The organism is Syntrophomonas erecta subsp. sporosyntropha (assembly GCF_055395365.1).
Map to the genome: position 1 here is coordinate 856,888 of NZ_AP042459.1, position 25,597 is coordinate 882,484.

Genomic DNA, 25,597 nt, shown 5'->3' on the forward strand with positions numbered 1-25,597 from the left:
TTTTCCTCCAAACCATAAATATTTTCCCCTTAATCTTTTAAAATACTAGCAAATATAAAAGTAAGCGTCAACGCGCCCGCACCTAAACAGCGGGTTGTTGGAGCGAACCAGGTGAAAGCCAGAGGGAAGCAAAGGGGATGATCTTTTTGCTCCGTTTTCTCGGCATCTTATCAGAATCACACCCTCACACCCAAGGGAAGCAAAGGGACCGTCCCCTCGCTTCCTTAGATTGGGATGTTGGGCATTTTGGTTTTGAAGCGGGATAGAATAGAGTAAACCGGGTGGCCCAGAAATATTACAAAGGCCAGGTTGCCTGCCGCATGCAGGGTATCGAAGGGAAGGCTGGCAGCATAGGTAGCCAGAAATGTCTTTATATTAAGGGGATAAACTAGTGCTACCCAGTGCCAGGTATTCATGACCATACCAAACAGGTAACCACAGAATATTCCCAAAAAAGCCAGCGGGAAAAGGCGAAATTGATTTGGTTTACCTACCCAGGAGGCTATAAATCCACATAAACCCCAGGCCAACATCTGCCAGGGAGTCCAGGGACCCTGTCCTAGAAAAAAGTTAGATACTAAGGCACATACTGCTCCAGTTATGAAACCAGCCTGGCCGCCAAAAATATATCCAGTCATTATAATGATAAAAGTAGCTGGTTGAACACTGGCAATACCGACAAAGGCTACCCGGGAAGCAGCAGCTACTGCTGCTATAGTACCCAAAAAGGATATCTGCCGTAGATCCAGCGATGATTTATCATAGGTCCAAAAAATAATAACCAGCAACACAACCACAATGAGGGAGGTCAGTAAGGCCCAGTTAGCCTGATACAAAGGATTGTGGGGAATGATACTAGCCAGCAAAATCAAAAGGGCACCTAGCAGTGCTATTATAAATTTGTTATTCATATTCAATTCCTTTTATTGCTGCTGGACCTGGTCTTGATAAATGGTGCGAATAGCGGCCAGACTGTAGGCACATTCAGCTCGCGTAGCCGATCGGTTAGGATCAAAATCAGGATACAGCAGTCCCCATCGGTCAGCAGTTTGTACATAACCGGAATACCAGTAAGGAAGGTTGTTATGATTGTCCTGGGTAACAGGATCTATCACCCGAACCAGGATGGATGCCAGTTCTGCTCCACTGATTAATCCATCCGGATCAAATAATCCCTCCGGCCGCCCTGTTATATATCCCTCCTGATGAGCTTTCCCTATATAGCTGGCCGCCCAGTGCCAGTGATTAACATCCGGGAAAGCCACCCCATTTGTTTTCTCTGACTCATCTATACCTAGAGATCCTATCAGCATACAGGTAAACTCAGCCCGGCTAACTGATTGACCAGGTCGAAAAGTTTTGTCCGGGTAACCGTTTACGATTCCGTTAACCGCCAGTCCTTCAATAGCCTGATACGCCCAATGATTTGGGGATAAATCAGAAAAAAGACTGGTCCTGTCCTCTACCTGGGAATCTGTCGCCAGTTTCCGGGTGCTATCCACCCAGGGATCAGGGTTGACTTCTGCCTTACGGCCAGGCCAACGAGAAGATACTTCCGATAAAGAGGATAGAGCCGATAAAGCAAAGGCAGTACTCTGGAGGGGGGCGCTCTTTTCACCTGCTATCCAACGAAAGGAGCCCGATTTATCCTGGCAACTGAATAAATAATCGACTACATTATTACCTTTAACTGACCACTTCTGACTATACGGATCTTCTCCAGCAGCCGTCAGAGCTTGTAATACCCAGGCACTAGTACTAGTATTAGACTGGCGATCAGCCCAACCGGAATTAAAACCACCATCAGCCTGCTGGCATGTTTTCAGATAATTTAAGGCCTTTTGTAGAGAAGTTGATTGACCCGGCTTCTCACCTAGAATAGCCATGACCTGAACTGCTACTGCCGTGTCATCAGCATCACTATCTAAATTCTCATACCAGCCAAATCCACCATCTTCATTTTGCCGGGATAAAAGCCATTGTAAAGCCTTTTCCGGATGACTAATTTTTACACCGTTAGTATGTAGGGCTAATATCGACCACATGTGAGAGTTGATAAAACCGTCTTCTCCTAGAGCAGTTTGACTAAAGTGCCCATTAGGCTGTTGAAAAGATTCTATTTTCTGTAACAGATGAGCCGGACTGTCCTTCCCGGCCAGAGCTATTCCAGTGCGGGCATAATCACAGGTGGTTTCCAGCAAGTGGGTTTTTTGGCACAGATAATCCACCGGGTGTTTACCTTCCTTAGTCCAGGTATTCCCCTGGGAATCTTCCCCGGCTGCCTTTAAAGCCATAACTACCCAGGCAGTAGCGACCGGATCACTAGTTTCATCCCCGTCCTGCCAGGGAAAACCGCCATCTGGATTTTGCACCCCTTTTAGATAAGTTACCGCCTGCTGAATGCTATTAGCAACCGGGCCATTAGATTCTCCATAGGCCGGCGGTATCATAGAACATACCAGCATTATGGCTACAACTAGCCCGGGAACAATCCGTTTTAATCCCACACAAATTCCTCCTTATTACTTCGTTATAATCATTGCCACTAAACCAGAGTAGATATTTTCTAGATAGAAAGCCTGCTGCTGCTAAATCTTCGAATAACCGGTTTAATCCACTAATACCCCGTAGAAAAACAGGTAAATCCTCCACTGTATCACCTATATCCGGTAATCCACTTATAAGATCTCCTGAAAACCCCTCTTCTCCGAACTGGAGTTAATAATGTGCCGCAAAACCTGACGTCCTTGTTCCACGGTAATAACCTGGCTGGCTATATGGCTAAAAAGGCGTCCTACCTGAGGCGAATAAAAGTTTGAACCTCCCAGCACATTGTATTTACTCCCTTCATCCACTAACCGGCCCCGGGACATCCAGGCCACCCGGCTGGCATGTTCTGCCACAAAATCAACATCATGGGAAACCATTACTACTGCCGTACCCTGCCGGGCCAGATCCTCCAGTATTACTCCCAGCTCATGTTTCAGCTGGTAATCTAATCCCCGGGTAGGTTCATCCAGGAGCAATAACTTAGGTTCCGACACTAGTATGGAAGCTAGTACCACTCGCTGTTGTTCTCCAGTACTTAGATCACGAGGGTTATAATCCGCCTTGTCCAGCAGGTTAAAAGCCTTTAGCCACGGTTGCACCCTGGATTCCCTGCCAGGATCTCCTTTTACGGCCCAGGTAACTTCCTCTCTTACCGATGGCAAAAACAGATGATCACCCGGATTTTGGGAAAGGTAGCCGGCTATAGGGGCTAATTCTTCAACCCCGGCTCTGCGGGTATCTATATGATTAACCATCACCCGGCCCCGGGTAGGTCTATACAGTCCATTCATAAGTTTTAACAAGGTACTCTTACCTGCCCCATTGTCTCCCATAATAGCAATAAAATCACCCGGCCATACCTTAAGGCTGATATCTGTCAGGGCCTGCCCACCACCGGGGTAAGTATAATTAGCCCGGTCGATGTCCAGTATGGGAGGACCGGTGGGGCATACTTCTACCGACCTTATTACTTCTATCTTGGACCCAGCCCATGTTCCCAGGGATTTTAAAATTCTTCTCCCTTCCTTTACGGTAACCGGGATTTCCGGCCACCGCTCCCCGGCAAAAACCTGGGCCAGGGGTGGCAGCAGGGCCGGGTTGTTAGTAATGGCCCATTTGGCTAACCGGGCTGGGCTTTTTCCCTGGCCAACAATTTTCCCGGCTTCCATTACCACAATCGCATCAGCTATATGGCAACAGCGGTCTAAACGCTGCTCCGTCATGATGATGGTTATCCCGGTCTCTTCGTTTAATCGCCGTATAATACTGAGTATCTCCTCAGCCGCTACTGGGTCTAGCTGGGCCATAGGTTCATCCAGCAGCAAAATATCCGGCTGGGTGATCAGTGTTCCCGCCAGGGCCACCTTTTGTTTCTCCCCACCCGATAATTCAGCTACCGGACGATCCAGGTATTCAGTTAAACCCAGGGCAGAAGTTGTTTCCACTAAGCGCCTTTTTATTAATGGGGGATTTACCCCCATATTTTCCATGCCGAATACTAGCTCCCTTTCCACCCGATTCATCACCAGCTGACTGTCCGGGTTTGGAAACAGGATCCCGATTTTACTAGCCAGTTGCCGCCGCTTTAGATCTGATAAAGCTGTATTATCTAACCGTACACTACCTTTTAAACGGCCCCCATAAAAATCCGGAACCAGCCCGGCCAACACTCTTAGTAAAGTTGATTTACCACTGCCTGATTTTCCGGTAATTAAAATAAAATCCCCAGCTTGAACCTGCAGATTAACATTGTCCAAAGCAGGTATCTCTGAGTCCGGATAATTATAGGTTAAATGGTTAATTTCTAATTGTATCAACTTTTCCATCCCCAGTTCATCAAGGCTGGTAGGGCAAAAACTGCTGCCAGCCCCCAGGCTGCGCCACTGTGTACCAATAATCCCTGGGGTATAACAGCATAATAATCATATACAGACCAACCCCAAACTGCTGTAAGCAGACCACCTATAAAAGCGACTATTATTACTAGCAGCAGTATTATATCAGTTATGTGCCAGTATTCTAAATGATAAACGCTGCGTGGTCCACTGCCATACCCCCGGACATAAAGGCACTCTGCCATTTGAGTGGAACGCTCCAGAGAGGTTAATAAAAGTACCGAAAAAATCGGTATTAAACTCCGGATTCTTTCCACCAGGTTACCTCGCATTATCTTCAGTCCCCGGGTGCGCTGCACCTCTATAATACGGCGAGAATCTAATACTACCAGAGGAAATAATCTCAGGCACAGAATAATGATTAATAAAGTTTTGTTTTTGATTCCTCTGGTAAGGGCCAGCAGGCGATCCGGCTCCACTAAACAGTTAAACAAAGCAAAAACACTGATAAGGAGAAATAATCGTAAACTCATACCAGCCCCATAAGCCAAGGCCTCTCTGGTAACCCGGAGTTTAAACCTTCCCCAGTTAATTGCTGCCAATTCAGTCCCGGCCGGTAAAAAAAGTGCATTAACCGCCAGGATAATAATGGCCATCACCAGGGAAAACTTTAAAGCCGTCAGTAACGTTTGCTGGTGACCGGCGGAAATAGCTACTGCCATCACCGCCAGCCACAACCCCAGAATATATAAAGGGTGTGAAAATACTAATCCCAGAACAAATATAGCACAGGTAAAAAACGTCATAGTCAAGGGATGAAGGTGATTAATAAAATCTTTTGGTTGCACTTAAACTTCTCATTCCCTTTTTCAGTATCCATCAAATTTACAACTATCCTTTCCGTCCGGCCTTATTTAGCGTAATGGCAGGGGAATAACCTCCCCTGATAAAACCGCCGCTGCATTGCAAAATTGGATCTTTTGGGGATTATTAATTAAAATACTAAGCGCCTGTTCCAGTCCTCCCTGATCAGTTCCGGTTACCAACCATAACGGGTTACCATCCCCTAGTCCCCCGGCCGTAGCAGTAATTACACCAGCACTGCCTTCCCATACCCGAGCAGCCTTTCCCTGGACATCAAGTAGTCCCAGACCTGCCGGCTGGAAATGGACAAACATCCCCGTTTTGCGATAAGAGTCATTTAAAGTATTTAAATAATTAATCGTTTTCAATTCCGGCCAGGTACCTACCATTATCACCGGACCAGAACGGCTCTTAAGAGCTTCCTCACTAGCCTTTTTAACCTCTACACTACTCACTCCTGAACTGCGCAGAGCCATGGCTAACTTTTCCGCTCCAGCCTGGCCATTGTCAATATACATTATAGTAGTAGCCCCCCGGCGGCCGTTAAAACCATGCCGGAACGGTTCGGGAAAAGAGCCTATGACCGCTGGTATACCCGGCCCATAGGACCAACCGTGATAATCCCACCAGATTACATCCCCGGAGCGCACCTGGTAATCGTTGGCTCCTTTAGCACTACATATACCATTAATATAGAAGAACCAGTCTTTTGGACCACCGCCCTGAGCGCCTGATGTGTTGCCCAGACCGTTAATACTGCTGACAAAACTGCCTCCAAACCGGGTGTCCAGATTAAGCTCAGCATCCATGATTTCCATCAAACTATCCCCACCGCTGATTTCCAGGCGCTGGTTAAATAAAGTTTCCGCCCCAAAATCACGGGTTACTACCAGATGAAAAGTATCTACCGACTGGGATAACCCGGCCGATTTGTCTTTTTCACCAACTGCTCCCGGGTTATTAGGAGCCCTTGAATCTGATAGCGGCTGCTGACTAGATAAGGCTGCTTTTTTAGCGGCCCCATCATTTATCCCGGTTTTCTGAACTCTTGACTGACTGACCGCAGTAGCTTGACGATCAGGGGCAGGAAGCGTTCCACCACATCCTAAAACACTAGTTAGCATCCATAACCCTAAACATATAGCCGTAAACCATTTTCTCATTTTATTCCTCCCAACTGTTTTGCGGCAGAAGGTTAAGCCAATTGTAAACAGCAGTAGCTGCCTGAGCCCGATTCACGTCTATTCCCGAACTACTGGCTATGATTTCCTGCTCATAAGCCCACTTTAAGGCTTTTTTAGCCCAGTCCAGCGGAACACCAGTTTCCCCATTAGCTAAATCCTCTCTGCCCGCTGCCCGGGAAAGAATAGCCGCAACCTCGGCCCTGCTAATCGGCTGATCCGGTTTAAAGCTGCCATCAGGATAACCAGCTATTAGACCATGGCCATAAGCCGCTGTCGCTGCAGGTGCTACCCAATGCCCATCAGACACATCACTAAACACCTGCTCTGATGTACTGCACTCTATACCCCGGGATTTAGTCACTATCTGGATAAATTCCCCTCGGTTAACCAAACGCCCCGGTTCAAAACCAGAACCCGTTCCCTGGATGATACCCTGTCCAGCCAGGATCTCTACCGCATCACGAGCCCAGTCAAAATCCTCTGATAAATCAGGGAATTCCAGCCGATCCGGCCTTTGCACCAGTGCAAAATCGGAAAAATAATCAGTATGGAAAAAGGCTCTTCCTGCTTGCAGGTCAATAATTCCGGGTATAGTTTTCCATTTTCTTTCCGTATTATCAAACCTGGCCACCGCCAGCTTGTCAAGATAATTATAGGCAGCCATATCCAATGGTAAACTAATAGTTACCGGCTGTTTAAATTGCTGGCCAGAAGGCTCAAACCGGTATACAGGTGACCTGGTAATAACTGCAAACTGACCTGGTTCCTGGTTTTTATCCAGTTCCTTAATACTGGCCTGCCAAGTTTCCCCGGTGGCCCCCGCTGGAATCAGAAGTATCACTTCCTCTAACTCATCAGTCAGCACAGTCTCAACCTCAGGTTTGATCTGCTTATTGATCTGCACCTGATGAGCAGAAAAATCCTGGTGAAGCTTGGACCTTTGTTCCAGAGAAAGAGGCAGGTTGTTTACAAAGGTCATTAGATCTTTTGTGTTTTTCAGCTCTACCTGGTACTGTTGTAATTTATGGGTTACTTTATCAGTATCCAGTTTTTTATCTGCTTCCTTTTTAACAGCCTGGTTATCTGAATAATCAGCATCCCGGGTATAATCTAATGTATAGTACCATTCTATCCTATCTCCATCTTGTACCTGGTACAGAGAAGCTCCCTTAGCAGCATCCTCCCCATTTACCCGGTATTTCCACCCGCTCATAGGATAGCCGGGTTTCTGATGGAATAATCCTCCTATACTTTTTACATATCCCCCATCAATCTGATAGTCGATACCGTTATCCCTGAGAACTGCTTCCAAAACCTCTAATACAGTGGGGGATTTCCCCGTCCATGACCAGGCCTGTTTTCCCAATATAGTTCCGGAATCACCAGTTACAGATAGGTAAAGACTATAGCTGGTGGTAGCCCCGCCAGATGACTGGTTAACCTGTACAGGTACTGAAGCAGTTAACCCGCCATAACTAGCCCTGATGCTGGTACGGCCAGATGCTATAGTATTAACCATACCCTGATTATCAACTTCAGCAGTACTGGAGTCTTCAACTTCCCATTGCACCTGACCAGTAACATCTGCACTGACTCCATTCAATTGAAAGGCCTGCACCTTAATCTGACCGCTTTGTCCCCTGGTTAACTGTAATTCATCCGGTTGAAGGTTAAGGTTAAGCACCAGATCTTCTGGCAGAGAAATTCCTAACCAACGGCTAATATTGAGCATACAGGTATTATCCTGAACATTACCACCACTGCCAAAAGTCCCATCCGGCTCCATAGCTCCATATTTGATATAGTCCAGGGGACTATTACCGCTCCTACACCAGGTGTTGGGGTCGATTCCCAAGAGAATAAGGGTTTGAACGACTTCACCAGTATCTAATAAAGGATCATCAAATCCGCCCTCATCCTGAAAACTTCCATCTTCCTGCTGGTGGTCCTTAAGCCAATTCAATCCCCGGTTAATGGCAGCCTGAATCCCTTCCTGCTGCTCCCCGGCCAGAGGTTTTAAATAATGCAGAACCCGAACCGCCTGAGCCGTAGCCATAAAATCATTCCAGGTAACTGACCAGGCCCCGCTATTCAGGTCCTGGGCTTTTACAACAGCATATACCGCATCAGCTACCATAATATCCTTTATACCACCAGCCTGTCCCAATGCTTCTAAGGCTGGTAAATCGCTAAACTCATTACCATCAAACCAGCCGTCTCCAGAGATTTGCTGCCGCTCTTTCAGTATCTTTAGAAGAGCATTAGCCCGTTCAACCTCCCCCCAGCTTTGGGCAGTCAGGTATTCCTGGGCTATCTTTTGCGCTGAACAGGCATAAACTTCAGTGCCCGACCATCCGGTTACCTTTTCCTGACCATGGGCTAAACTTTTATCCATTAAGTCTAAAACACTTTGTTTTAGACTCCGCCCATTTATCATCCAAACATCCGGATTGACCCCGTTTAAAGTTAATATGTATGCATCATAGGCTCCTAAATTACCCCACTGGCTGTCAACCGGTACCCCATTCTGATATAGTCCATATTGATTCTGCATGGCCTGCTCGGCTAAAACATTTCCAGTCATACCATCGTTAGCAACTGCTACCCCGCTAAAAAATGAACATAGCAAGAGCACAATCAGCAGAATCAATCCTGGTTTCCTTCTGTTTCTTTTAGTTAATAATGTAAATGGTTTATATATCACCTGTAATCCTCCCTTAAAAAAAATAAAACCTGGACTAACTATCCAGGCAACCAGGCGATCTATTCATTACCATCCCTGTTCCTCCCTTCTTATCCCCAGAAGTTAGTAAGCAAACTTCCTGCCGGCAGGTCTCCTGGCTCAGGTTCATCCTACTCTCTGCACCTTCCCAGGTAAATTACCCAGTGGTCTGTCCAGATTTCGTCACCTTTACAGTAGGGGGAACTGCAGCGGGTTTTCACCGCTTTCCCTATTAAAGCAGTTATACTGCTACCGGAGGAAACATTATATTAGGTTTTTATTGGTATATTATCCTCATCCCTTCTATAATAAAGGACATGAGGATAATGATGATATTGCCAGAACTTTACGCGTAGTATAGCACTTAAAATATCCTTTGGCAAATAAATCCAAAAAGTGCCGGGGTTTAAGCATCTTAAGATTTAATAAGGCTGCGGAACTTGTCCCAGCTAAATAAGGTAAAATCTATACCCTATAGTACCTTTTTACTTACTACTAAACCAACTCCGGCAATAAACACTAGGGGGCCAAATCGGTAATGGCCGCATGTTTTCCAGCTACATAACCGGTAGAAAAGGCCGCCTGCAGATTGAATCCTCCTGTATAGCCATCCACATCTAATATCTCCCCGGCAAAATAAAGCCCTTTAACTAGGCGGGATTCCATGGTACCAGGGTTAACCTCTTTTACGGCTACTCCTCCTGCCGTAACAATAGCTTCGGCTACCGGGCGGGTAGCAACTATACTAATTGCCAATCCTTTAAATAACTCTACTAACCGGTGCCGCTCCTGACGGGTAACCTGGTGAGTAGGTTTTTCCGGATCTATCTGGCTTAGCTTTATCATTACGGGAATAAGTTTACGTGGTAATAGATCATCTAGCGAGTTTTTAAATTGCCGCCGGCTATAGCGGTATAAATCGCGCTGCAGGCGGCTGTCCAATTGCTCTTCAGTAAGAGCAGGCTTTAAATCAATGCTCAGTTTTACTTTTTTATCTTTTATCAAGTGATCGCCTATATCCCGGCTCATACTGAGGATAATAGGTCCAGACACCCCAAAATGGGTAAAGAGCATTTCCCCGAAATCTTCATTGATTTTCTGGCCCCGAAAAGAATAGGCACTAGCCTTTACATTTTTCAGGCTTAACCCCTGCAGTTCTTTTACCCATTCCTCGGCACAGACCAGCGGAACTAGTCCTGGACGCGGCTCTATAATCCTGTGGCCCAGATCCCGGGCCCAGCCATAACCATCTCCAGTTGAACCTGTCCCTGGATAAGACAAACCACCAGTAGCAATAACAACCGCATCTCCCATAAGGCTATCTGTCCCGGTCATAACCCCCTTAACCCGACCTTCCTCAGCCAGAATGCTTTGGACCGGATGAGAGGTCATTATTTTAACCCCGCTTTTAATAGCGTTATCAAGCAGAATCCGCAGTACATCATCGGCATTATCTGTAACCGGGAATACCCTTTGCCCCCGCTCTACCTTTAGTTCAAGCCCCCGGGAGGTAAAAAACTCCATCAAGTCCCGGCTGGTAAATTGCTGTAGGGCACTATAAAGGAAGCGGCCATTGCCGGCATATCCCCCCATAAAAAGCTCCCCCTCTAGAGCAGAGGTTATATTACAGCGTCCTTTACCAGTGATTTTTAATTTACGGCCGGGAGAATTTTTCTTTTCTAATAGCAGCACCTGCGCCCCTGCCTGGGCAGCTACCGCAGCTGCCATAAGGCCGGCAGGACCAGCGCCGACAACTAAAACTGTCATTATAGGCCTCCTTGACTTTGCATTGTTTCCAAAAAATAAATCTGCTACAATCGTATTCATATAGTGTTCCAAATGAACGGAGGTTACCAGTTTGAGTTATTCAACACCCAAAGGTGTCCCTAAACCTATTTATGTCATTATTATAGTACTACTGGCTGCTATGTACTATTATGCCGCATTTGTTGATATCTCCAACCCGGAAAAAGTAGTGGAAGACTTTTACCAGGCCTATTTTCAGCGTGATTTTGATACTGTAGCCAGTCATCTGAGTGTTTTTTGGTCGGTCCAGTTTTTGCCCCAGTATATGTCATCCTCACCGGCACAGCTCCTGGAACAAAGGGACCAGGTTGAAAATGACATCGCTAAGGTCATTACCGATATTGAGAAATCGAATGAATTACCGCAAAATCTAGCTATCACAATTTTACCTGATTATACCCGCCAGAAGCCTAACAGTGCCCTGGTCGCCTATTCCTTTGAAGAAGATGGCAAAAGCCTGGGAATGGAAATGGCTATCCTGATTAAAGAAAAGGATGAATACCGAATTTACAGTATGAGTCCGATCAATGCTGAAATTATCAAGTCTATTCCGGATAGTGATCTAGAAGCTATGGATCAAAGTTTTAAAAACTTGGTCGAAACCAAGTAATAAGCACGGAAAAGGAGGACTCTTCCGGAGTCCTCCTTTTTTATTCTGGATGAAATTTAGAATATTCTCCAGGTAGTAATATCTAAATCTCTTTTTGAAAAATAGATTATGGTTTAGTTAGTTAATCTTATCCTTCTGGCGATTTCTTAAGCCCCAACTATGATCTAGATCTGAATAGAGGGCTGATCCTATCCCTGTTCCATCTTAGTTTCCTCATCAGGATGGGGGAAAACCTTTTGACCGGCTGAAATTTCTACATTATTACCGATTACACAATGGCTGGCAATGACAGCCCCATTATTTACCCGGGATTTATACCCCACCTCGCTCTTGGACCCTAAGACACAGTTTTTTAACACGGCCTGTTCTTTTATTAAGGCCTGATCCCAAATAACACAATTTTCCAATACAGCACCTGTTTTTATATGACAGCCGGCTCCTACCACTACATCACCATGGAATTGTACCCCTTCCTCTAGGCGGGTATTTTCACCCAGCAGAACCCTGGCTCCAGGATAATCCCGCCTCATTCCCCGCACTTTCACCTTAACCCGGCCCTGTAAAATATCATGGTGGGCCTGACGATAAGTATCAATATTTCCGACATCACACCAATAATCTTCTATAGGCACTGCATAAAATGGTGCGGCAGTTTTAACCAGATGGGGAAATACCTGTTTGCCAAAATCATAAAACTGCCGGGTTGGTATGTATTTGAAAATTTCCGGTTCAAAAACATAAATACCGGTATTGGCTTCATGGCTTAAAGCTTCCTCAGGACGGGGTTTTTCCTGGAAACGCTTGATTTTACCGTTCTCGTCACTTATAACTACCCCGAAATGCTCTACTTCTTCAACTTCCTTTACGGCTATGGTAGCTAAAGCCCCCTTTTCCCTATGGGTCTTTACTAGTGCAGTAAGATCCACATCAGTTAGGGCATCACCACTAACTACTACAAAAGTATCATCTAAAAACCATTCACAATTTTTTACTCCACCAGCAGTTCCTAGCAGTTCATCCTCACGTGAATAAAGCATAGATACCCCGGCACTACTACCATTACCAAAATACCCGGCGATTACCGGAGCATGATAGTGCAGATTAGCTATAAGCTGGTTAAAACCGTGTTCGGCCAACAAGTTAACTATATTCTTCATAAGCGGTTGATTAGCCATGGGAATCATGGGTTTGGGAATATCGATAGTTAAAGGCATAAGCCTGGAACCAACTCCGGCTGCCATAATCATTGCTTTCATAAAAACTCCCCCCCATTTGACACTTTATTAATAAATATACCATTCTTATCCACCTGCCGTCATCCTTTTAAAAAGGAGCCGGGATAAGTATCCCCATACTAATGGTCAGTACTTGCAACCTTACCCAGGTATTATGCTAATAATAACGGAATAATTAACTCACTTATCATTTATCCGGACCGACATGGGCAAGGAAAAATCCCGCTAACTAAGAATTAAAAACCATCCTCATTAAAGAGGTTTTAACCAGCAGCTTTTAAATAATATTTTTAAATTTGTTGGTGTATTCCATCCGCAAAAAATCTAAATGGGTTTTAAGCTCCCCCAAAACAAAAGGTACAGTATCACCTGGCTGGCAGGTATTAGTCTGCTCTAATTCACATACGGTATCTTTCATCTGATCAATGCCTTTAATTACCTGTTTATTATCATCTACCATCATATAAAATGCTAACTCGGTCAGTTCTTCATACAGGTCCTTTACCCGATGCCTTTGCTGATAAATACTATCCAGATAATTAACCTGTGCAAGAATGGCCCGGTAACAATTGTTTTCCAGGCTAGGTCCCCTCATGATCCCCTCTACCCTTTCCCTTTATTAACTTAGTAATCTTTTTTTCGCAACAATAAACCTTGTTGCCATTATTTCCAACACTTACCTATTCTAATTGACAAGCGGTCGGTCGTCAATGACAAAATTCCTCTATATTATAGGAATTTTGTCATATATAATAGTTCACCACCATGGTAAATCCCATGGGCCAATGTATCTTGAGCCAGGCGAAAACTATCGAGGTATAACCTGGTAGATATATAAAATGCCTCCTGGTTATACCACCGGGAGGCATTGAAAATAGATTTTATACTAATGAACGCTGGGCTGAACGTGTCAGTAATAGATAATTGATACTATCCACAATCGCCTGCCATGAGGCTTCAATAATATTTTCGGATACACCTACCGTACTCCACTTGCTGGTCGAATCAGCTGATTCAATGAGTACTCTTACTTTAGCAGCTGTACCATCATTACCATTAAGAACCCTTACTTTATAATCAGTCAGGTGCATTTCTTTAATTTCCGGATACACCTCAGTAAGGGCCTTACGTAATGAATTATCCAGCGCATTAACCGGACCATCACCTTCGGCCGCAGTATGAAATACCTGTTCCCCCACCGTAACCTTTATCATGGCTTCCGCCGTTATTTCTTCATCCTCACTCTTTTCCAGTATAATTTTAAGATTTTTAAGCTGGAAAAAATCCTCATATTGACCAAAAGCTTTCCTTAAAAATAGTTCTAAAGAAGCATCCGCCCCCTCAAACTGAAATCCTTCGTTTTCCAATTCCTTAATCTTTTTGATCACTCGTCTAGTTTCGGCATCATAGCTATTAATATCAATATTCAGCTCCCGGGCTTTATACAGGAGGTTTGATAAACCGGATAACTCTGAAACCAGAACCCGACGGTGATTACCTACTTCCTCAGGATTAATGTGTTCATAGGTCAGGGGATCCTTCAAAAGGGCACTTACGTGTATTCCCCCCTTATGGGCAAAGGCACCATAACCTACAAATGGCTGGTTGTTATGGTGAGGCATATTAGCTACCTCACTAATATAATGGGAAACTTCACTAATATACTTCAGGTTCCCCTCCGGTAGACATGATTTCTTCATTTTAAGTTCCAGATTAGGTATTATAGAACCTAGATCAGCATTACCACACCGCTCACCATAACCATTCATAGTACCCTGCACCTGAGTACAGCCATTAAGCACAGCTATCAGCGAACTGCTTACCGCACAGCCTGAATCATTATGAGCATGAATACCCAAAGGTGCATCGGTAATCTGCCGGACCCGGTTAACAATATCTTCGATTTCCCAAGGCATAGTACCACCATTAGTATCACATAGTACCAGCCAGTCCGCCCCGGCTTCAGCAGCTGTTCCCAGTACTTGAATTGCATATTCGGCATTGTTTTTATAACCATCAAAAAAATGTTCGGCATCAAATATAATTTCCAGGTTTCGGTCTTTTAAATAGGCTATCGTTTCCCGGATCATATTAAGATTTTCATTTAAGCTGGTTTCCAGGGCCCTTAATACGTGGAAATCCCATGTTTTACCAAATATAGTAGCAGTAGAAACCCCCGCATCCATTAGTGCCTGAAGATTACTATCCTGCTTAACCGTAATATTCGGCCTGCGGGTGGAACTAAATGCAGTCAGCCGGGCATGCTGTAACTCCTTTTGCCGGATAGCCTTGAAGAACTCTAGATCCTTGGGGTTACTACCTGGCCACCCGCCTTCAATATAAGTTACACCGAGAATATCAAGCTTCTGAGCAATTTTTAATTTATCATCCAGGGAAAAGGATATTCCTTCTCCCTGGGATCCATCTCTAAGAGTTGTGTCATAGATTAGAACATCTAGCGTTGTATCCCCAATACCTTCCTCCTCCTTTTTCATCAAAATCCTTTCCCAGAGTCTTCTCTTTAACTATTTTCGTTCCCTTAAAGGTATATTTTTAAGCTAATCACAACGCCCTAAACTTTTGTAAAGACTCCTAAACAAAAGTTTAGTTTGGTTCTATCCCAGAAAATCTGTCAAAAGGATCGTCAGGCAATGTGAAAAGTGATAACAAAGGCTATTTTAAAAATAATCTGGTTAAATTTCCCGTATGGTTTTGGCTACCAGATCACCCATTTCGGCAGTCCCCAGTACTTTTTTACCCGGTTCAGCCAGATCAGGAGTACGGTAATCTTCCTGTAAGACTTTTCTTACCGCTTCTTCCACTACCCGGGCTTCCTTCTCCAACTGCAAAGAGTAGCGCAAGAGCATAGCCGCAGACAGTATAGTTGCCAGGGGATTGGCCTTATTTTGTCCAGCTATATCAGGTGCACTCCCATGAGCCGGTTCATAAAGCCCGACTTCCCCACCTATAGAGGCACTGGGCAGCATGCCAATAGAACCGGTTAGCATAGATGCCTCATCAGTAAGTATATCGCCAAACATATTCTCAGTAACGATTACATCAAACTGCCTGGGATTGCGAATAAGCTGCATGGAACAATTATCTACATACATATGGACGGTCTCTACATCCGGGTATTCTAAAGCCAGCTTTTGTACGGTTTCTCTCCATAGACGGGAACTTTCTAAAACATTAGCTTTATCTACTGAACAAAGCCTTTTGCTGCGCTGACGGGCTGCCTGGTAGGCAAAACGCACAATTCTTTCTATTTCTAAAGTGGAATAAGTCAATACATCAGTAGCCTTTTCGCCTCCATCAGGAGTTTTTTCCCGGCTCTTGTCTCCAAAATATAAACCGCCGGTCAACTCCCGGATCACCAGTATATCTACATCTTGCAATACATCCTCTTTTAAGGTGGAGGCATGCAGTAGTCCAGGGAATAAAGTACATAACCGGAGGTTGGCATACAGGGCCAGTTCCTTACGGATCGGCAGCAAGGCACCTGCTTCCGGACGCAGGTGAACCGGCAGATCATCCCATTTAGGTCCTCCAATAGCCCCCAATAAAACTGCATCTGAGGAGCGGCACAAATCTAAGGTTGCTTCAGGGAGAGGGTGCCCTACAGCATCATAAGCCGCCCCCCCTATCAATGCTTCACTAAAATTAAACTGGTGCCCAAATTTATCGCCAATAGCCTGCAGGCTTTTAATAGCCTGGGGTACAATTTCTACCCCGATTCCATCTCCGGGGAGTACAGCAATACGGTACATTTTCCCACCCTTTCTATAAATAAGACTTATAAATTATCTATAAACAGCAGGTACAGGTACGATCTAATAAACCGTTTATCTCTACCTGATATGCCTGACCAAGTAGACCCTTACCTTATATGGTTGTATTAGAATATATCTTGTTCATAACTGGTTTTCATAACCAGTCGGCTATTTCTTGACCTGGTCTTTGACATAGTTGATAAGTCCCCCCCGGGCCATAATAGACTGCATAAATTCCGGGAAGGGAATAGCCTGAAATTGTTGCCCCGTTCTTAGATTAACAATTTTACCAGTATCCAAGTCTACCTCTACCTGATCCCCTTGTTCTATCCCTTCATATGCTTCATTACATTCCAGGATAGGTAATCCTATATTAATACTATTGCGGTAAAATATACGGGCAAAAGACCGGGCTATAACACATGACACCCCGGCTCCCTGAATAGCAATAGGAGCATGTTCCCGTGAACTGCCGCATCCAAAATTTTTATCCGCCAGGATAATATCACCTTTTTGTACCCGGGCAGGGAAACTGGCATCAGCATCTTCCATACAATGTTTAGCCAGTTCAGCCGGATCAAATGTATTTAGATAACGGGCCGGAATAATAGCATCAGTATCAATGTCGGCACCGAATTTATGCACTTTACCAGTGAGTTTCATATTTAACTCCCCTTTGCTGTATTTTCCCGGTTTAAACTACCTCCCAGGGCGGAGTAATCTTGCCAGTCAAAGCACTGGCAGCAGCAACAGCCGGACTAGATAGGTATACTTCACTTTCCGGATGTCCCATGCGCCCTACAAAGTTACGGTTAGTGGTAGCCAAGGCTCTCTCCCCTTTGGCCAGAATTCCCATATGTCCTCCCAGGCAGGGGCCGCAGGTAGGAGTACTAACAGCCACCCCGGCTTCAATAAAGGTTTCAATATAACCGCGGCGCATGGCTTCCAGATAAATTTGCTGGGTACCCGGAAATACGATCACCCTTATTTCCGGGTGCACCTTTCTCCCTTTTAAAATAGAAGCAGCAATATGAAGGTCTTCAATACGTCCATTGGTACAGGAACCAATCACCACCTGATCCAGGGAAACTCCGGCTGCCACACTTACCGGGCGGGTGTTTTCCGGTAGATGCGGAAAAGCTACTACTGGTTCCAGTCTGGAAACATCATATTCCCTAACTTCATAATAATGAGCATCTTCATCGGATTTATATATATTAAAGGGACGTTTAGCCCTCTGTTTGACATAAGCCAGGGTAATATCATCAGGAGCAATAATGCCATTTTTCCCCCCGGCCTCTATAGCCATATTAGCCATGGTGAAACGCCCGTCTATGGACAGGTGCTCAATCACCTCCCCAGTGAACTCCATGGACATATAACGGGCACCATCTACCCCGATATCACCAATGGTATGCAGGATGAGATCCTTTCCACTAACCCACTGAGGGAGCTGTCCGTAATAGACAAATTTAATCGACTCCGGTACCTTAAACCAGGCTTCACCAGTAGCCATGGCAGCCGCCATATCCGTAGAGCCTACCCCGGTAGAAAAAGCCCCCAGTGCCCCATAAGTACAAGTATGGGAATCAGCTCCAATGATAAGGTCTCCTGGTAGAACTAGACCCTGCTCTGGTAAGAGGCAGTGTTCAATCCCCATCTGCCCCACCTCAAAGTAATTAGTAATGCCAAATTGGCGGGCAAAATCCCTGACAACTTTAGCCTGCTCGGCGGATTTTATATCTTTATTAGGAGTAAAGTGATCTGGAACCAGCACCACCTTATCTTTATCAAAAACCTGATCCAGGTTGAGTTTATTAAATTCAAAGATAGCTACTGGAGCAGTCACATCATTACCTAAAACCACATCTACTTTACAATTAACCAACTCTCCGGGTTCTACGTAATCTTTGCCGGCATGAAAGGCCATAATCTTCTGACTGATTGTCATTCCCATAAAATCTAACTCCTCTCTTCACCTGATGGTTCCGGCTGGTTGAGCCCGGCATGTCGCTGTTGCTCATAGTAATACTTATTAATAGCATTTATATAAGATTTAACACTGGCTTCAATAATATCAGTGCTCAAACCACGGCCGTTAAATTTTTCCCCTTCTATTTCTATGTGGGAGATTACCTCTCCTAAAGCATCTTTACCACCGCTGACAGCAACCAGTTTATAATCATGCATTTTCCCATAAATATCAGTAATTTTATCTACCGCATGACAGGCTGCATCAACTGGACCATCCCCGGTAGCCGCCGCCTCAAATACCATATTCTCTATAGCCAGTTTCACGGTAGCTGTAGGAACAATACTGGTACCACTGGAAATATGCAGGTAAGTAAGTTTAAATCTTTCCGGAACCGCCCAAACCTGGTCTTTGATTAGAGCTTCCAGATCGTCATTAGTTACCTCTTTTTTCTTGTCAGCCAATTCCTTAAAACTGTTAAAAGCGCGATCTAATTCTTCTTCATTCAGGGTATACCCCAGCTCCTGAAGCCTTTCATTAAAGGCATGACGACCTGAATGTTTACCCAAAACTAGATTACTGCGGGATAAACCGATCAATTCTGGACTCATAATTTCATAAGTAGATCTCTCTTTTAATACCCCATCCTGGTGAATACCTGACTCATGGGCAAAGGCATTCTTTCCTACAATAGCCTTATTGGGTTGAATAACCATCCCGGTTAAACTACTTACTAAACGACTAGTGCGATAAATTTCCTCGTAGTTTACAGCAACTGCTTTTTCGTAAAAGGATCGACGGGTATATAAAGCCATAATAATCTCTTCCAGTGAGGCATTACCAGCCCGCTCACCAATTCCATTGACAGCACATTCCACCTGACGGGCTCCGTTCATTATCCCGGCCAAAGAATTAGTTACCGCCATACCTAGATCATCATGACAATGCACACTAATAATGGCCTTATCTACATTAGGCACCCTTTCCATGATAGTACGGATAAACTTTCCAAACTCCTCGGGAACTGCATATCCAACCGTATCAGGCAGATTCACCACCGTGGCTCCGGCTTCAATAACCTTTTCAACCACCTCTACCAGGAAATCCATATCACTGCGGGAAGCATCTTCAGCGGAAAACTCCACATCACTACAATACTTCTTAGCATATTTAACCGCCTCTACCGCCTGCACCAGAGCCTCTTCACGGGACTTTTGTAGTTTGTACTGGAGATGAATATCAGATGTAGCCAGGAAAGTGTGAATACGGGGCGATTCCGCCTCACATATTGCTTCCCAGGCCCGGTCTATATCCCGGCGGTTGGCCCGGCTTAAAGCAGCAATCACCGGTCCCTTTACATGGCGCGCTATCTTTTGTACCCCTGCAAAATCACCCGGGGAGGCAATCGGGAACCCGGCCTCGATGACATCTACTCCTAAACGATTTAGCTGCTGAGCAATCTCCAGCTTTTCATCTAGATTTAAACTAACCCCGGGAGACTGTTCTCCATCGCGCAAGGTGGTATCAAATAAATAAATACGATTCCTGTCCATATCTAACCCTCCAGCACCATTTTATTACAGGCGGAGGAAAGCTTTACAGCCCACTCCGCCAACTAAAAACTATTTACTTTCTTTTAACCAAGGCATCATAGCCCGTAATTCTGATCCCACTTCTTCGATAAGATGCTCCCGGTTTTGCCTGCGTAAGGCATTAAACTGAGGACGTCCTACCTGGTTTTCCAGGAGCCAGTCCTTAGCAAAGCGGCCTTCCTGAATATCTTGTAAAGCTTCATACATGGCATAGCGAGCTTCTTCACCAATGACCTTGGGACCTACGGTGTAGTCTCCGAATTCAGCCGTATCACTGATGGAATAACGCATATAGCCCATGCCGCCTTCATACATTAAATCCACGATCAGTTTAAGTTCATGCATACATTCGAAATAGGCAATCTCAGGCTGATAACCGGCCTCAACCAGAGTTTCAAAACCAGCCTTAACCAGCTCGGTTACCCCACCACATAGTACACACTGCTCTCCAAACAGATCGGTCTCTGTTTCCTCTCTAAAAGTAGTCTCAATAACTCCCGCACGGGTACATCCAATACCACAGGCATAAGCCAGAGCCAAATCCCGGGTCTGACCGGTATAATCCTGTTCGACTGCTACTAGAGCCGGAACTCCAGCACCCTTCTGGTACATACGCCGCACCAGATGTCCTGGACTCTTAGGGGCAATCATGAAAACATCAATATTAGCAGGAGGAACGATCTGCCCAAAGTGTATGTTAAATCCATGGGAAAAACCTAGTGCATTCCCTTCCTGCAGGTAAGGCTTAATTTCCTCCTGGTATACCCGAGCCTGGACTTCGTCCGGCAATAAAACCTGGATAACTTCCGCTGCCTGAACAGCTTCCGCTACAGTCATAGGAGTAATTCCGGCAGCAATTACCGCATTCCATTCTTTCTCGCTGGCTTCATCGAAAGGTTTACGTAATCCAACTACTACTTTTAACCCGCTTTCATGCAGGTTTTGGGCCTGGGCATGCCCCTGTGATCCAAATCCTAATACTGCAATAGTTTTTCCCTTTAAAAGATCTAGATTGGCATCCGCATCATAAAACATCTTCGCCATACTAATTCCTCCTTATTTTTATGCTATCAAGTCCACAAGCATAGGAAACATCCGTTAGTTCGCAAGAGCCATCTCTACCTCCTGCCGTACCTTAGTTGATAGCAAAACTCCACTACCAGCTGTCCCAGCGTCCCCAGGGTTGGACTTATAAGCTAATGTTTACTTGTCTAAACATTTGTTTAGGGTTAGGCTTATAAGCTAATGTTAACTTATCTAAACATTTGTTTAGTTGAAGTACAAGCTCCCCATTCCTAAAGTTTAGAGATATACTCGTAATATTCCTCAAAATCTGTTTTTTAAAATAACCTTCCTATAAACTATGATTTTCCTCCCCGAACCATAGCTATTTTACCAGTTCTAACCAGCTCAATAATGCCAAATGGTTTTAAAGAATCTTCAATGGCATCGATTTTGCCCGAATCACCAGTGGCTTCAATTATTAAGGAGTTTCTTCCTATATCTACTATACGTGCTCTGAAAATATCTACAATTTGTACGATTTCAGCCCGGATATTATTGTCCGCTTTTACTTTTACTAATACCAGTTCTCGTTCCACATAGCGCTGTCCGGTAATATCCACAACCTTAATAACATCGACCAGCTTATACAACTGCTTGGTGACCTGTTCTATGACCCGGTCGTCACCTTCAACTACTATGGTCATACGTGAAATACTCGGGTTTTCCGTAGCACCTACAGCCAGGCTGTCAATGTTATAGCCCCGGCGGCGGAACAGGGTGGTTACCCGGGTTAAAACACCGGGTTTATTTTCTACTGTTACTGACAGGGTATGCTTCATAAAATCAGTCACCTCCCAGCATATTTAATAAGGAAGCCCCCGGGGGAACCATGGGATAAACATTGGCCTCCCGTTCTACCCTGAAATCTATAACTACCGGTCTGTCTTTAACCTCCAGGGCCTGGGCCAGGGCCTGGTCAACCTCTGCCATAGTGTTTACTCGAATACCCACCGCCCCGTAGGCTTCAGCTAGGCGAACAAAATCCGGCTGATGGGCCATATCAGTATAAGAATAACGCCCTTCGTAGAAAAGGCTCTGCCACTGACGCACCATTCCCAGGTATTGGTTATTAAGGATACAAATAATAACCGGTAGCTGGTACTGAACAGCCGTAGCCAGTTCCTGAATATTCATCTGGATACTCCCATCACCAGCAATATCTATAACCGTCGCATCCGGCCGGCCTACTTTCGCCCCAATGGCAGCCGGAAATCCAAACCCCATCGTTCCTAATCCTCCTGAGGTTAAAAAGTAACGGGGATATTTACATTTGTAATATTGAGCAGCCCACATCTGGTTTTGACCTACTTCAGTAGTGATAATGGCCTCGCCTTTAGTTATGGCGTAGATCTTTTCCACAATATGCTGGGGCATCAATGATCCTTCACTTATGGTTTCATAACGTAAGGGGAATTCATCTTTCCACCGGTCGATAGTAGCATGCCATTCTCCCAGTTCTTCCACCTCGGGCAGCCGGTCATTAATGGCCTGCAAAACCTCGCAAACATTTCCGACTATGGGTATTTCTACCCCTACATTTTTGCCTATTTCAGCTGCATCAATATCTATGTGAATCACCCGGGCGTGGGGAGCAAATGCCTCTATCTTACCGGTAACCCGGTCATCAAAACGGACCCCAACTGCCACTAGCAGATCGCACTCCCCGATGGCATAGTTAGCATAGCGGGTGCCATGCATCCCCAGCATGCCCAGTGATAAATAATGGCTGGCCGGGAAACTACCTATCCCCATTAATGTAGTAGTTACCGGAATTTTCCTTCTTTCAGCTAGGTGGGCTAATTCACGGGAGGCATTAGCAGCAATAACACCACCCCCGGCATAAATCACCGGCTTACTAGACTGTTTTATCAACTCTACTGCTGTAATGACCTGGCCAGTATTAAACCCTTTCATAACCCGGTAGCCCCGGATGTTAATATCTTCTTTTTCTACGGATGGCTCATACTCAATCTCCCGCTCCATAACATCTTTGGGTAGATCAACCACAACTGGCCCCGGCCGGTTGGTACGGGCAATATAGAAGGCTTCCCTGACTACCCGGGCCACATCTTCCGTTTTTTCAATCAAATAGTTATGTTTAGTTATCGGCAGGGTTATCCCGGTTATATCTGCCTCCTGAAAGGCATCCCGGCCAATCAAAGAGGTGGCTACCTGACCAGTAAAACAAACCATAGGGACAGAATCCATATAGGCAGTAGCTATCCCCGTCACCAGGTTAGTTGCCCCCGGACCTGAAGTGGCAATACATACTCCCACCTTCCCGGTAGCCCGGGCATAGCCATCGGCTGCGTGGACAGCCCCCTGTTCGTGCCGGGTGAGAATATGTTCGATATCTGAGTTATAAAGTGCATCATAGATCGGTAACACCGCTCCACCTGGATATCCGAAGATGGTGTCTACCCCCTCTTCCTGCAGGCACCGCAATAAAATGTCTGCGCCGCGCAATCTCATCCAATCACCTCCACCAATTTTACACATGATTTAAAACAGTTTTTTATAAACGAAAAGCGGGCTTGATGGCCCGCTCTCCATAACCCTTTAGGGATATAGTACACCGGTTTAGTCTTTAAATACTGCCCCGGTGCTGGCTGATTGCACCATCTTTGCATATCGTTTCATATACCCGCTTCTAATTCGGAGTTCGGGTTCAGACCAATGACTTCTTCTGGCCTGCAGATCAACTTCATCAACTAGTAGTTCTAGTCGGCAGGCAGGTATATCAATACGTATAAGGTCACCCTCTTCTACTAAAGCAATGATCCCTCCAGCAGCAGCTTCAGGGGACACGTGTCCTATAGAAGCTCCTCGAGTAGCTCCAGAAAAGCGTCCATCAGTTATGAGGGCAACTTCCCGGTCTAGTCCCATCCCAGCAACAGCTGAAGTAGGAGTTAGCATTTCCCTCATCCCAGGACCTCCCCGGGGTCCTTCATAGCGTATGACGATTACATCTCCTGATTTAATACGCCCATTAAGAATAGCCTCAACTGCCTCCTCTTCCGAGTCAAACACCCGGGCCGGGCCCTGGTGCTGCATCATTTCCTCAGCTACGGCACCTTTTTTAACCACGGCACCCTCCGGGGCCAGGTTACCAAATAGAATGGCCAGACCACCACTTTCACTATGGGGGTTATCAACCGGCCTGATTACTTCGTAATCAACTACAGGGGTAGTAATAATATTTTCCCCCACCGTTTGGCCAGTTACCGTCAGGCAATCTAAATTAATAAGACCTTTTTTATTCAATTCATTAAGCAGGGCCTGAATTCCCCCTGCCTGGTATAAATCCTCCATATGATGGAATCCTGCCGGGCTAATCTTACACAGGTGGGGAGTTGAAGCACTTATGTCATTAAAAACATTCAGATTAATATTAAGGCCGACCTCATGAGCCACCGCCAGTAAATGAAGCACAGAATTAGTAGAACAGCCGATGGCCATATCTAGACGGATAGCATTATAAAGGGCCTCCTTTGTAAGGATGTCTTTAACGCGGATATCTTTTCCCAGCAATTCCATGATCTTCATGCCAGCCTTTTTAGCCAGCCGGATTCTTTCCGAATAAACTGCAGGTATGGTTCCATTACCCGGAAGCGCCAAACCCATTCCCTCAGTAAGACAATTCATAGAATTGGCAGTAAACATACCGGCACATGATCCACAGGAAGGACAGGCATTCTCCTCTAAAGCTTGCAATTCCTCCAGTGACATCTTGCCAGCTGCTGCCGCGCCCACACCTTCAAACACCTGGCTAAGGCTAGCTTTGCGACCATTTACCGTCCCGGCCAGCATCGGCCCGCCACTAATAAATATGGAGGGGAGATTAAGCCGGGCGGCTGCCATCAACATACCAGGCACTATTTTGTCGCAGTTGGGTATAAAGACTAGCCCATCTAAAGCATGGGCAGTAGTCATTATTTCGATAGTATCAGCGATTAGCTCCCGGCTGCTAAGGGAATACTTCATGCCCACATGATTCATCGCAATACCGTCACAAACGCCGATAGTATTAAACTCAACTGGTGTTCCACCTGCTAAGCGCACCCCGGCCTTTACCGCCTGGGCTATTTTGTCCAGATTCATATGTCCAGGAACAATTTCATTAAAGGAATTTACTATACCTATCAAAGGTTGTTCCATCTCTTCGTCTGTAAAACCTAGTGCTTTAAATAATGATCTATGGGGAGCCTTTTCCAGTCCTTTTTTGACTAGATCACTTCGCAAAACAATCCCTCCCTGTGCCTAAAAAAGAATACAAAAAACCTCTCGCCCCATCAGGGACGAGAGGTTTTTTCCCGCGGTACCACCCTGTTTGTCATACCTAGTACGACCACTTACAGCATGATTAGTCATGCCGACTTGATAACGGAC

General features: G+C 45.4%; 19 protein-coding genes, 1 riboswitch and 1 other annotated feature (1 of these 21 cut by a window edge). Of the genes, 1 reads left to right on the plus strand and 18 read right to left on the minus strand.

Annotated elements, in window-relative coordinates; translation table 11 throughout:
- Positions 1–224 precede the first annotated feature (224 nt).
- The 7 genes from ACZ5Q0_RS04000 to ACZ5Q0_RS04030 form a co-directional block, all read right to left on the minus strand.
- Positions 225–911: an ECF transporter S component gene (locus ACZ5Q0_RS04000; RefSeq protein ID WP_447182736.1), complete on the minus strand. Its 687-nt coding sequence runs from the start codon at positions 909–911 to the stop codon at positions 225–227.
- 12 nt (positions 912–923) lie between these two features.
- On the minus strand, positions 924–2,507 hold the full coding sequence (locus ACZ5Q0_RS04005) for an S-layer homology domain-containing protein (RefSeq protein WP_447182737.1): 1,584 nt from the start codon (positions 2,505–2,507) through the stop codon (positions 924–926).
- Between the two features lie 171 nt (positions 2,508–2,678).
- Positions 2,679–4,376, minus strand: a complete 1,698-nt coding sequence (locus tag ACZ5Q0_RS04010) for an ABC transporter ATP-binding protein (protein WP_464827258.1) — start codon at positions 4,374–4,376, stop codon at positions 2,679–2,681.
- Positions 4,364–5,191, minus strand: a complete 828-nt coding sequence (locus ACZ5Q0_RS04015) for an energy-coupling factor transporter transmembrane component T (protein ID WP_464827284.1) — start codon at positions 5,189–5,191, stop codon at positions 4,364–4,366. The genes ACZ5Q0_RS04010 and ACZ5Q0_RS04015 overlap by 13 nt, the downstream gene beginning before the upstream one ends.
- Before the next feature lie 108 nt (positions 5,192–5,299).
- Positions 5,300–6,412, minus strand: a complete 1,113-nt coding sequence (locus ACZ5Q0_RS04020; protein WP_447182740.1) for a DUF4430 domain-containing protein — start codon at positions 6,410–6,412, stop codon at positions 5,300–5,302.
- Position 6,413: 1 nt separating this feature from the next.
- Positions 6,414–9,137 carry an S-layer homology domain-containing protein gene (locus ACZ5Q0_RS04025; RefSeq protein WP_447182741.1) on the minus strand — a complete coding sequence of 908 codons (2,724 nt, stop codon included), beginning with the start codon at positions 9,135–9,137 and terminating at the stop codon, positions 6,414–6,416.
- A 106-nt stretch (positions 9,138–9,243) separates the two neighbouring features.
- Positions 9,244–9,427: riboswitch (cobalamin riboswitch) on the minus strand.
- 247 nt (positions 9,428–9,674) lie between these two features.
- Entirely contained in the window at positions 9,675–10,922 is a 1,248-nt protein-coding gene (locus tag ACZ5Q0_RS04030; protein WP_447182742.1) for a BaiN/RdsA family NAD(P)/FAD-dependent oxidoreductase, read from the minus strand.
- Between the two features lie 91 nt (positions 10,923–11,013).
- On the opposite strand from ACZ5Q0_RS04030, the gene ACZ5Q0_RS04035 reads away from it, so the two are divergent.
- Positions 11,014–11,571 carry a hypothetical protein gene (locus ACZ5Q0_RS04035; protein ID WP_447182743.1) on the plus strand — a complete coding sequence of 186 codons (558 nt, stop codon included), beginning with the start codon at positions 11,014–11,016 and terminating at the stop codon, positions 11,569–11,571.
- A 188-nt stretch (positions 11,572–11,759) separates the two neighbouring features.
- Here the strand turns inward: ACZ5Q0_RS04035 and ACZ5Q0_RS04040 are convergent, their stop codons facing one another.
- The 11 genes from ACZ5Q0_RS04040 to ilvD form a co-directional block, all read right to left on the minus strand.
- Positions 11,760–12,827, minus strand: coding sequence for a sugar phosphate nucleotidyltransferase (locus ACZ5Q0_RS04040; protein ID WP_447182744.1), 1,068 nt, complete (start codon positions 12,825–12,827; stop codon positions 11,760–11,762).
- A gap of 256 nt (positions 12,828–13,083) precedes the next feature.
- Positions 13,084–13,401 carry a hypothetical protein gene (locus tag ACZ5Q0_RS04045; protein WP_446819231.1) on the minus strand — a complete coding sequence of 106 codons (318 nt, stop codon included), beginning with the start codon at positions 13,399–13,401 and terminating at the stop codon, positions 13,084–13,086.
- Between the two features lie 286 nt (positions 13,402–13,687).
- Entirely contained in the window at positions 13,688–15,301 is a 1,614-nt protein-coding gene (cimA, locus tag ACZ5Q0_RS04050; RefSeq protein ID WP_447182745.1) for a citramalate synthase, read from the minus strand.
- Between the two features lie 198 nt (positions 15,302–15,499).
- Complete coding sequence (leuB, locus tag ACZ5Q0_RS04055) at positions 15,500–16,576, minus strand: 3-isopropylmalate dehydrogenase (RefSeq protein WP_447182746.1); 1,077 nt, start codon at positions 16,574–16,576, stop codon at positions 15,500–15,502.
- Between the two features lie 171 nt (positions 16,577–16,747).
- Positions 16,748–17,242: a 3-isopropylmalate dehydratase small subunit gene (leuD, locus tag ACZ5Q0_RS04060; protein ID WP_446819229.1), complete on the minus strand. Its 495-nt coding sequence runs from the start codon at positions 17,240–17,242 to the stop codon at positions 16,748–16,750.
- 31 nt (positions 17,243–17,273) lie between these two features.
- Positions 17,274–18,536 (minus strand): 3-isopropylmalate dehydratase large subunit, encoded by a 1,263-nt coding sequence (gene leuC / locus ACZ5Q0_RS04065; RefSeq protein ID WP_446819228.1) that lies wholly within the window; start codon positions 18,534–18,536, stop codon positions 17,274–17,276.
- 5 nt (positions 18,537–18,541) lie between these two features.
- Positions 18,542–20,104 carry a 2-isopropylmalate synthase gene (locus ACZ5Q0_RS04070; protein WP_446819227.1) on the minus strand — a complete coding sequence of 521 codons (1,563 nt, stop codon included), beginning with the start codon at positions 20,102–20,104 and terminating at the stop codon, positions 18,542–18,544.
- Between the two features lie 69 nt (positions 20,105–20,173).
- Positions 20,174–21,187, minus strand: coding sequence for a ketol-acid reductoisomerase (gene ilvC, locus ACZ5Q0_RS04075; RefSeq protein WP_446819226.1), 1,014 nt, complete (start codon positions 21,185–21,187; stop codon positions 20,174–20,176).
- A gap of 317 nt (positions 21,188–21,504) precedes the next feature.
- Positions 21,505–21,987 carry an acetolactate synthase small subunit gene (gene ilvN / locus ACZ5Q0_RS04080; protein WP_446819225.1) on the minus strand — a complete coding sequence of 161 codons (483 nt, stop codon included), beginning with the start codon at positions 21,985–21,987 and terminating at the stop codon, positions 21,505–21,507.
- A gap of 4 nt (positions 21,988–21,991) precedes the next feature.
- Entirely contained in the window at positions 21,992–23,680 is a 1,689-nt protein-coding gene (gene ilvB / locus ACZ5Q0_RS04085) for a biosynthetic-type acetolactate synthase large subunit (protein WP_446819224.1), read from the minus strand.
- A 108-nt stretch (positions 23,681–23,788) separates the two neighbouring features.
- Positions 23,789–25,450 (minus strand): dihydroxy-acid dehydratase, encoded by a 1,662-nt coding sequence (gene ilvD, locus ACZ5Q0_RS04090; RefSeq protein ID WP_446819223.1) that lies wholly within the window; start codon positions 25,448–25,450, stop codon positions 23,789–23,791.
- Between the two features lie 49 nt (positions 25,451–25,499).
- Positions 25,500–25,597 (minus strand) — a binding site (T-box leader) (it continues 150 nt past the right edge of the window).

What these genes read in the sequence shown, in the direction of transcription:
- ACZ5Q0_RS04000 (WP_447182736.1), bottom strand. Translation starts at nt 911, where the DNA reads ATGAATAACAAATTTATAATAGCACTGCTAGGTGCCCTTTTGATTTTG.
- ACZ5Q0_RS04010 (WP_464827258.1), bottom strand. Translation starts at nt 4,376, where the DNA reads ATGGAAAAGTTGATACAATTAGAAATTAACCATTTAACCTATAATTAT.
- ACZ5Q0_RS04015 (WP_464827284.1), bottom strand. Translation starts at nt 5,191, where the DNA reads ATGACGTTTTTTACCTGTGCTATATTTGTTCTGGGATTAGTATTTTCA.
- ACZ5Q0_RS04020 (WP_447182740.1), bottom strand. Translation starts at nt 6,412, where the DNA reads ATGAGAAAATGGTTTACGGCTATATGTTTAGGGTTATGGATGCTAACT.
- ACZ5Q0_RS04030 (WP_447182742.1), bottom strand. Translation starts at nt 10,922, where the DNA reads ATGACAGTTTTAGTTGTCGGCGCTGGTCCTGCCGGCCTTATGGCAGCT.
- ACZ5Q0_RS04040 (WP_447182744.1), bottom strand. Translation starts at nt 12,827, where the DNA reads ATGAAAGCAATGATTATGGCAGCCGGAGTTGGTTCCAGGCTTATGCCT.
- ACZ5Q0_RS04045 (WP_446819231.1), bottom strand. Translation starts at nt 13,401, where the DNA reads ATGAGGGGACCTAGCCTGGAAAACAATTGTTACCGGGCCATTCTTGCA.
- cimA (WP_447182745.1), bottom strand. Translation starts at nt 15,301, where the DNA reads ATGAAAAAGGAGGAGGAAGGTATTGGGGATACAACGCTAGATGTTCTA.
- leuB (WP_447182746.1), bottom strand. Translation starts at nt 16,576, where the DNA reads ATGTACCGTATTGCTGTACTCCCCGGAGATGGAATCGGGGTAGAAATT.
- leuD (WP_446819229.1), bottom strand. Translation starts at nt 17,242, where the DNA reads ATGAAACTCACTGGTAAAGTGCATAAATTCGGTGCCGACATTGATACT.
- leuC (WP_446819228.1), bottom strand. Translation starts at nt 18,536, where the DNA reads ATGGGAATGACAATCAGTCAGAAGATTATGGCCTTTCATGCCGGCAAA.
- ACZ5Q0_RS04070 (WP_446819227.1), bottom strand. Translation starts at nt 20,104, where the DNA reads ATGGACAGGAATCGTATTTATTTATTTGATACCACCTTGCGCGATGGA.
- ilvC (WP_446819226.1), bottom strand. Translation starts at nt 21,187, where the DNA reads ATGGCGAAGATGTTTTATGATGCGGATGCCAATCTAGATCTTTTAAAG.
- ilvN (WP_446819225.1), bottom strand. Translation starts at nt 21,987, where the DNA reads ATGAAGCATACCCTGTCAGTAACAGTAGAAAATAAACCCGGTGTTTTA.
- ilvB (WP_446819224.1), bottom strand. Translation starts at nt 23,680, where the DNA reads ATGAGATTGCGCGGCGCAGACATTTTATTGCGGTGCCTGCAGGAAGAG.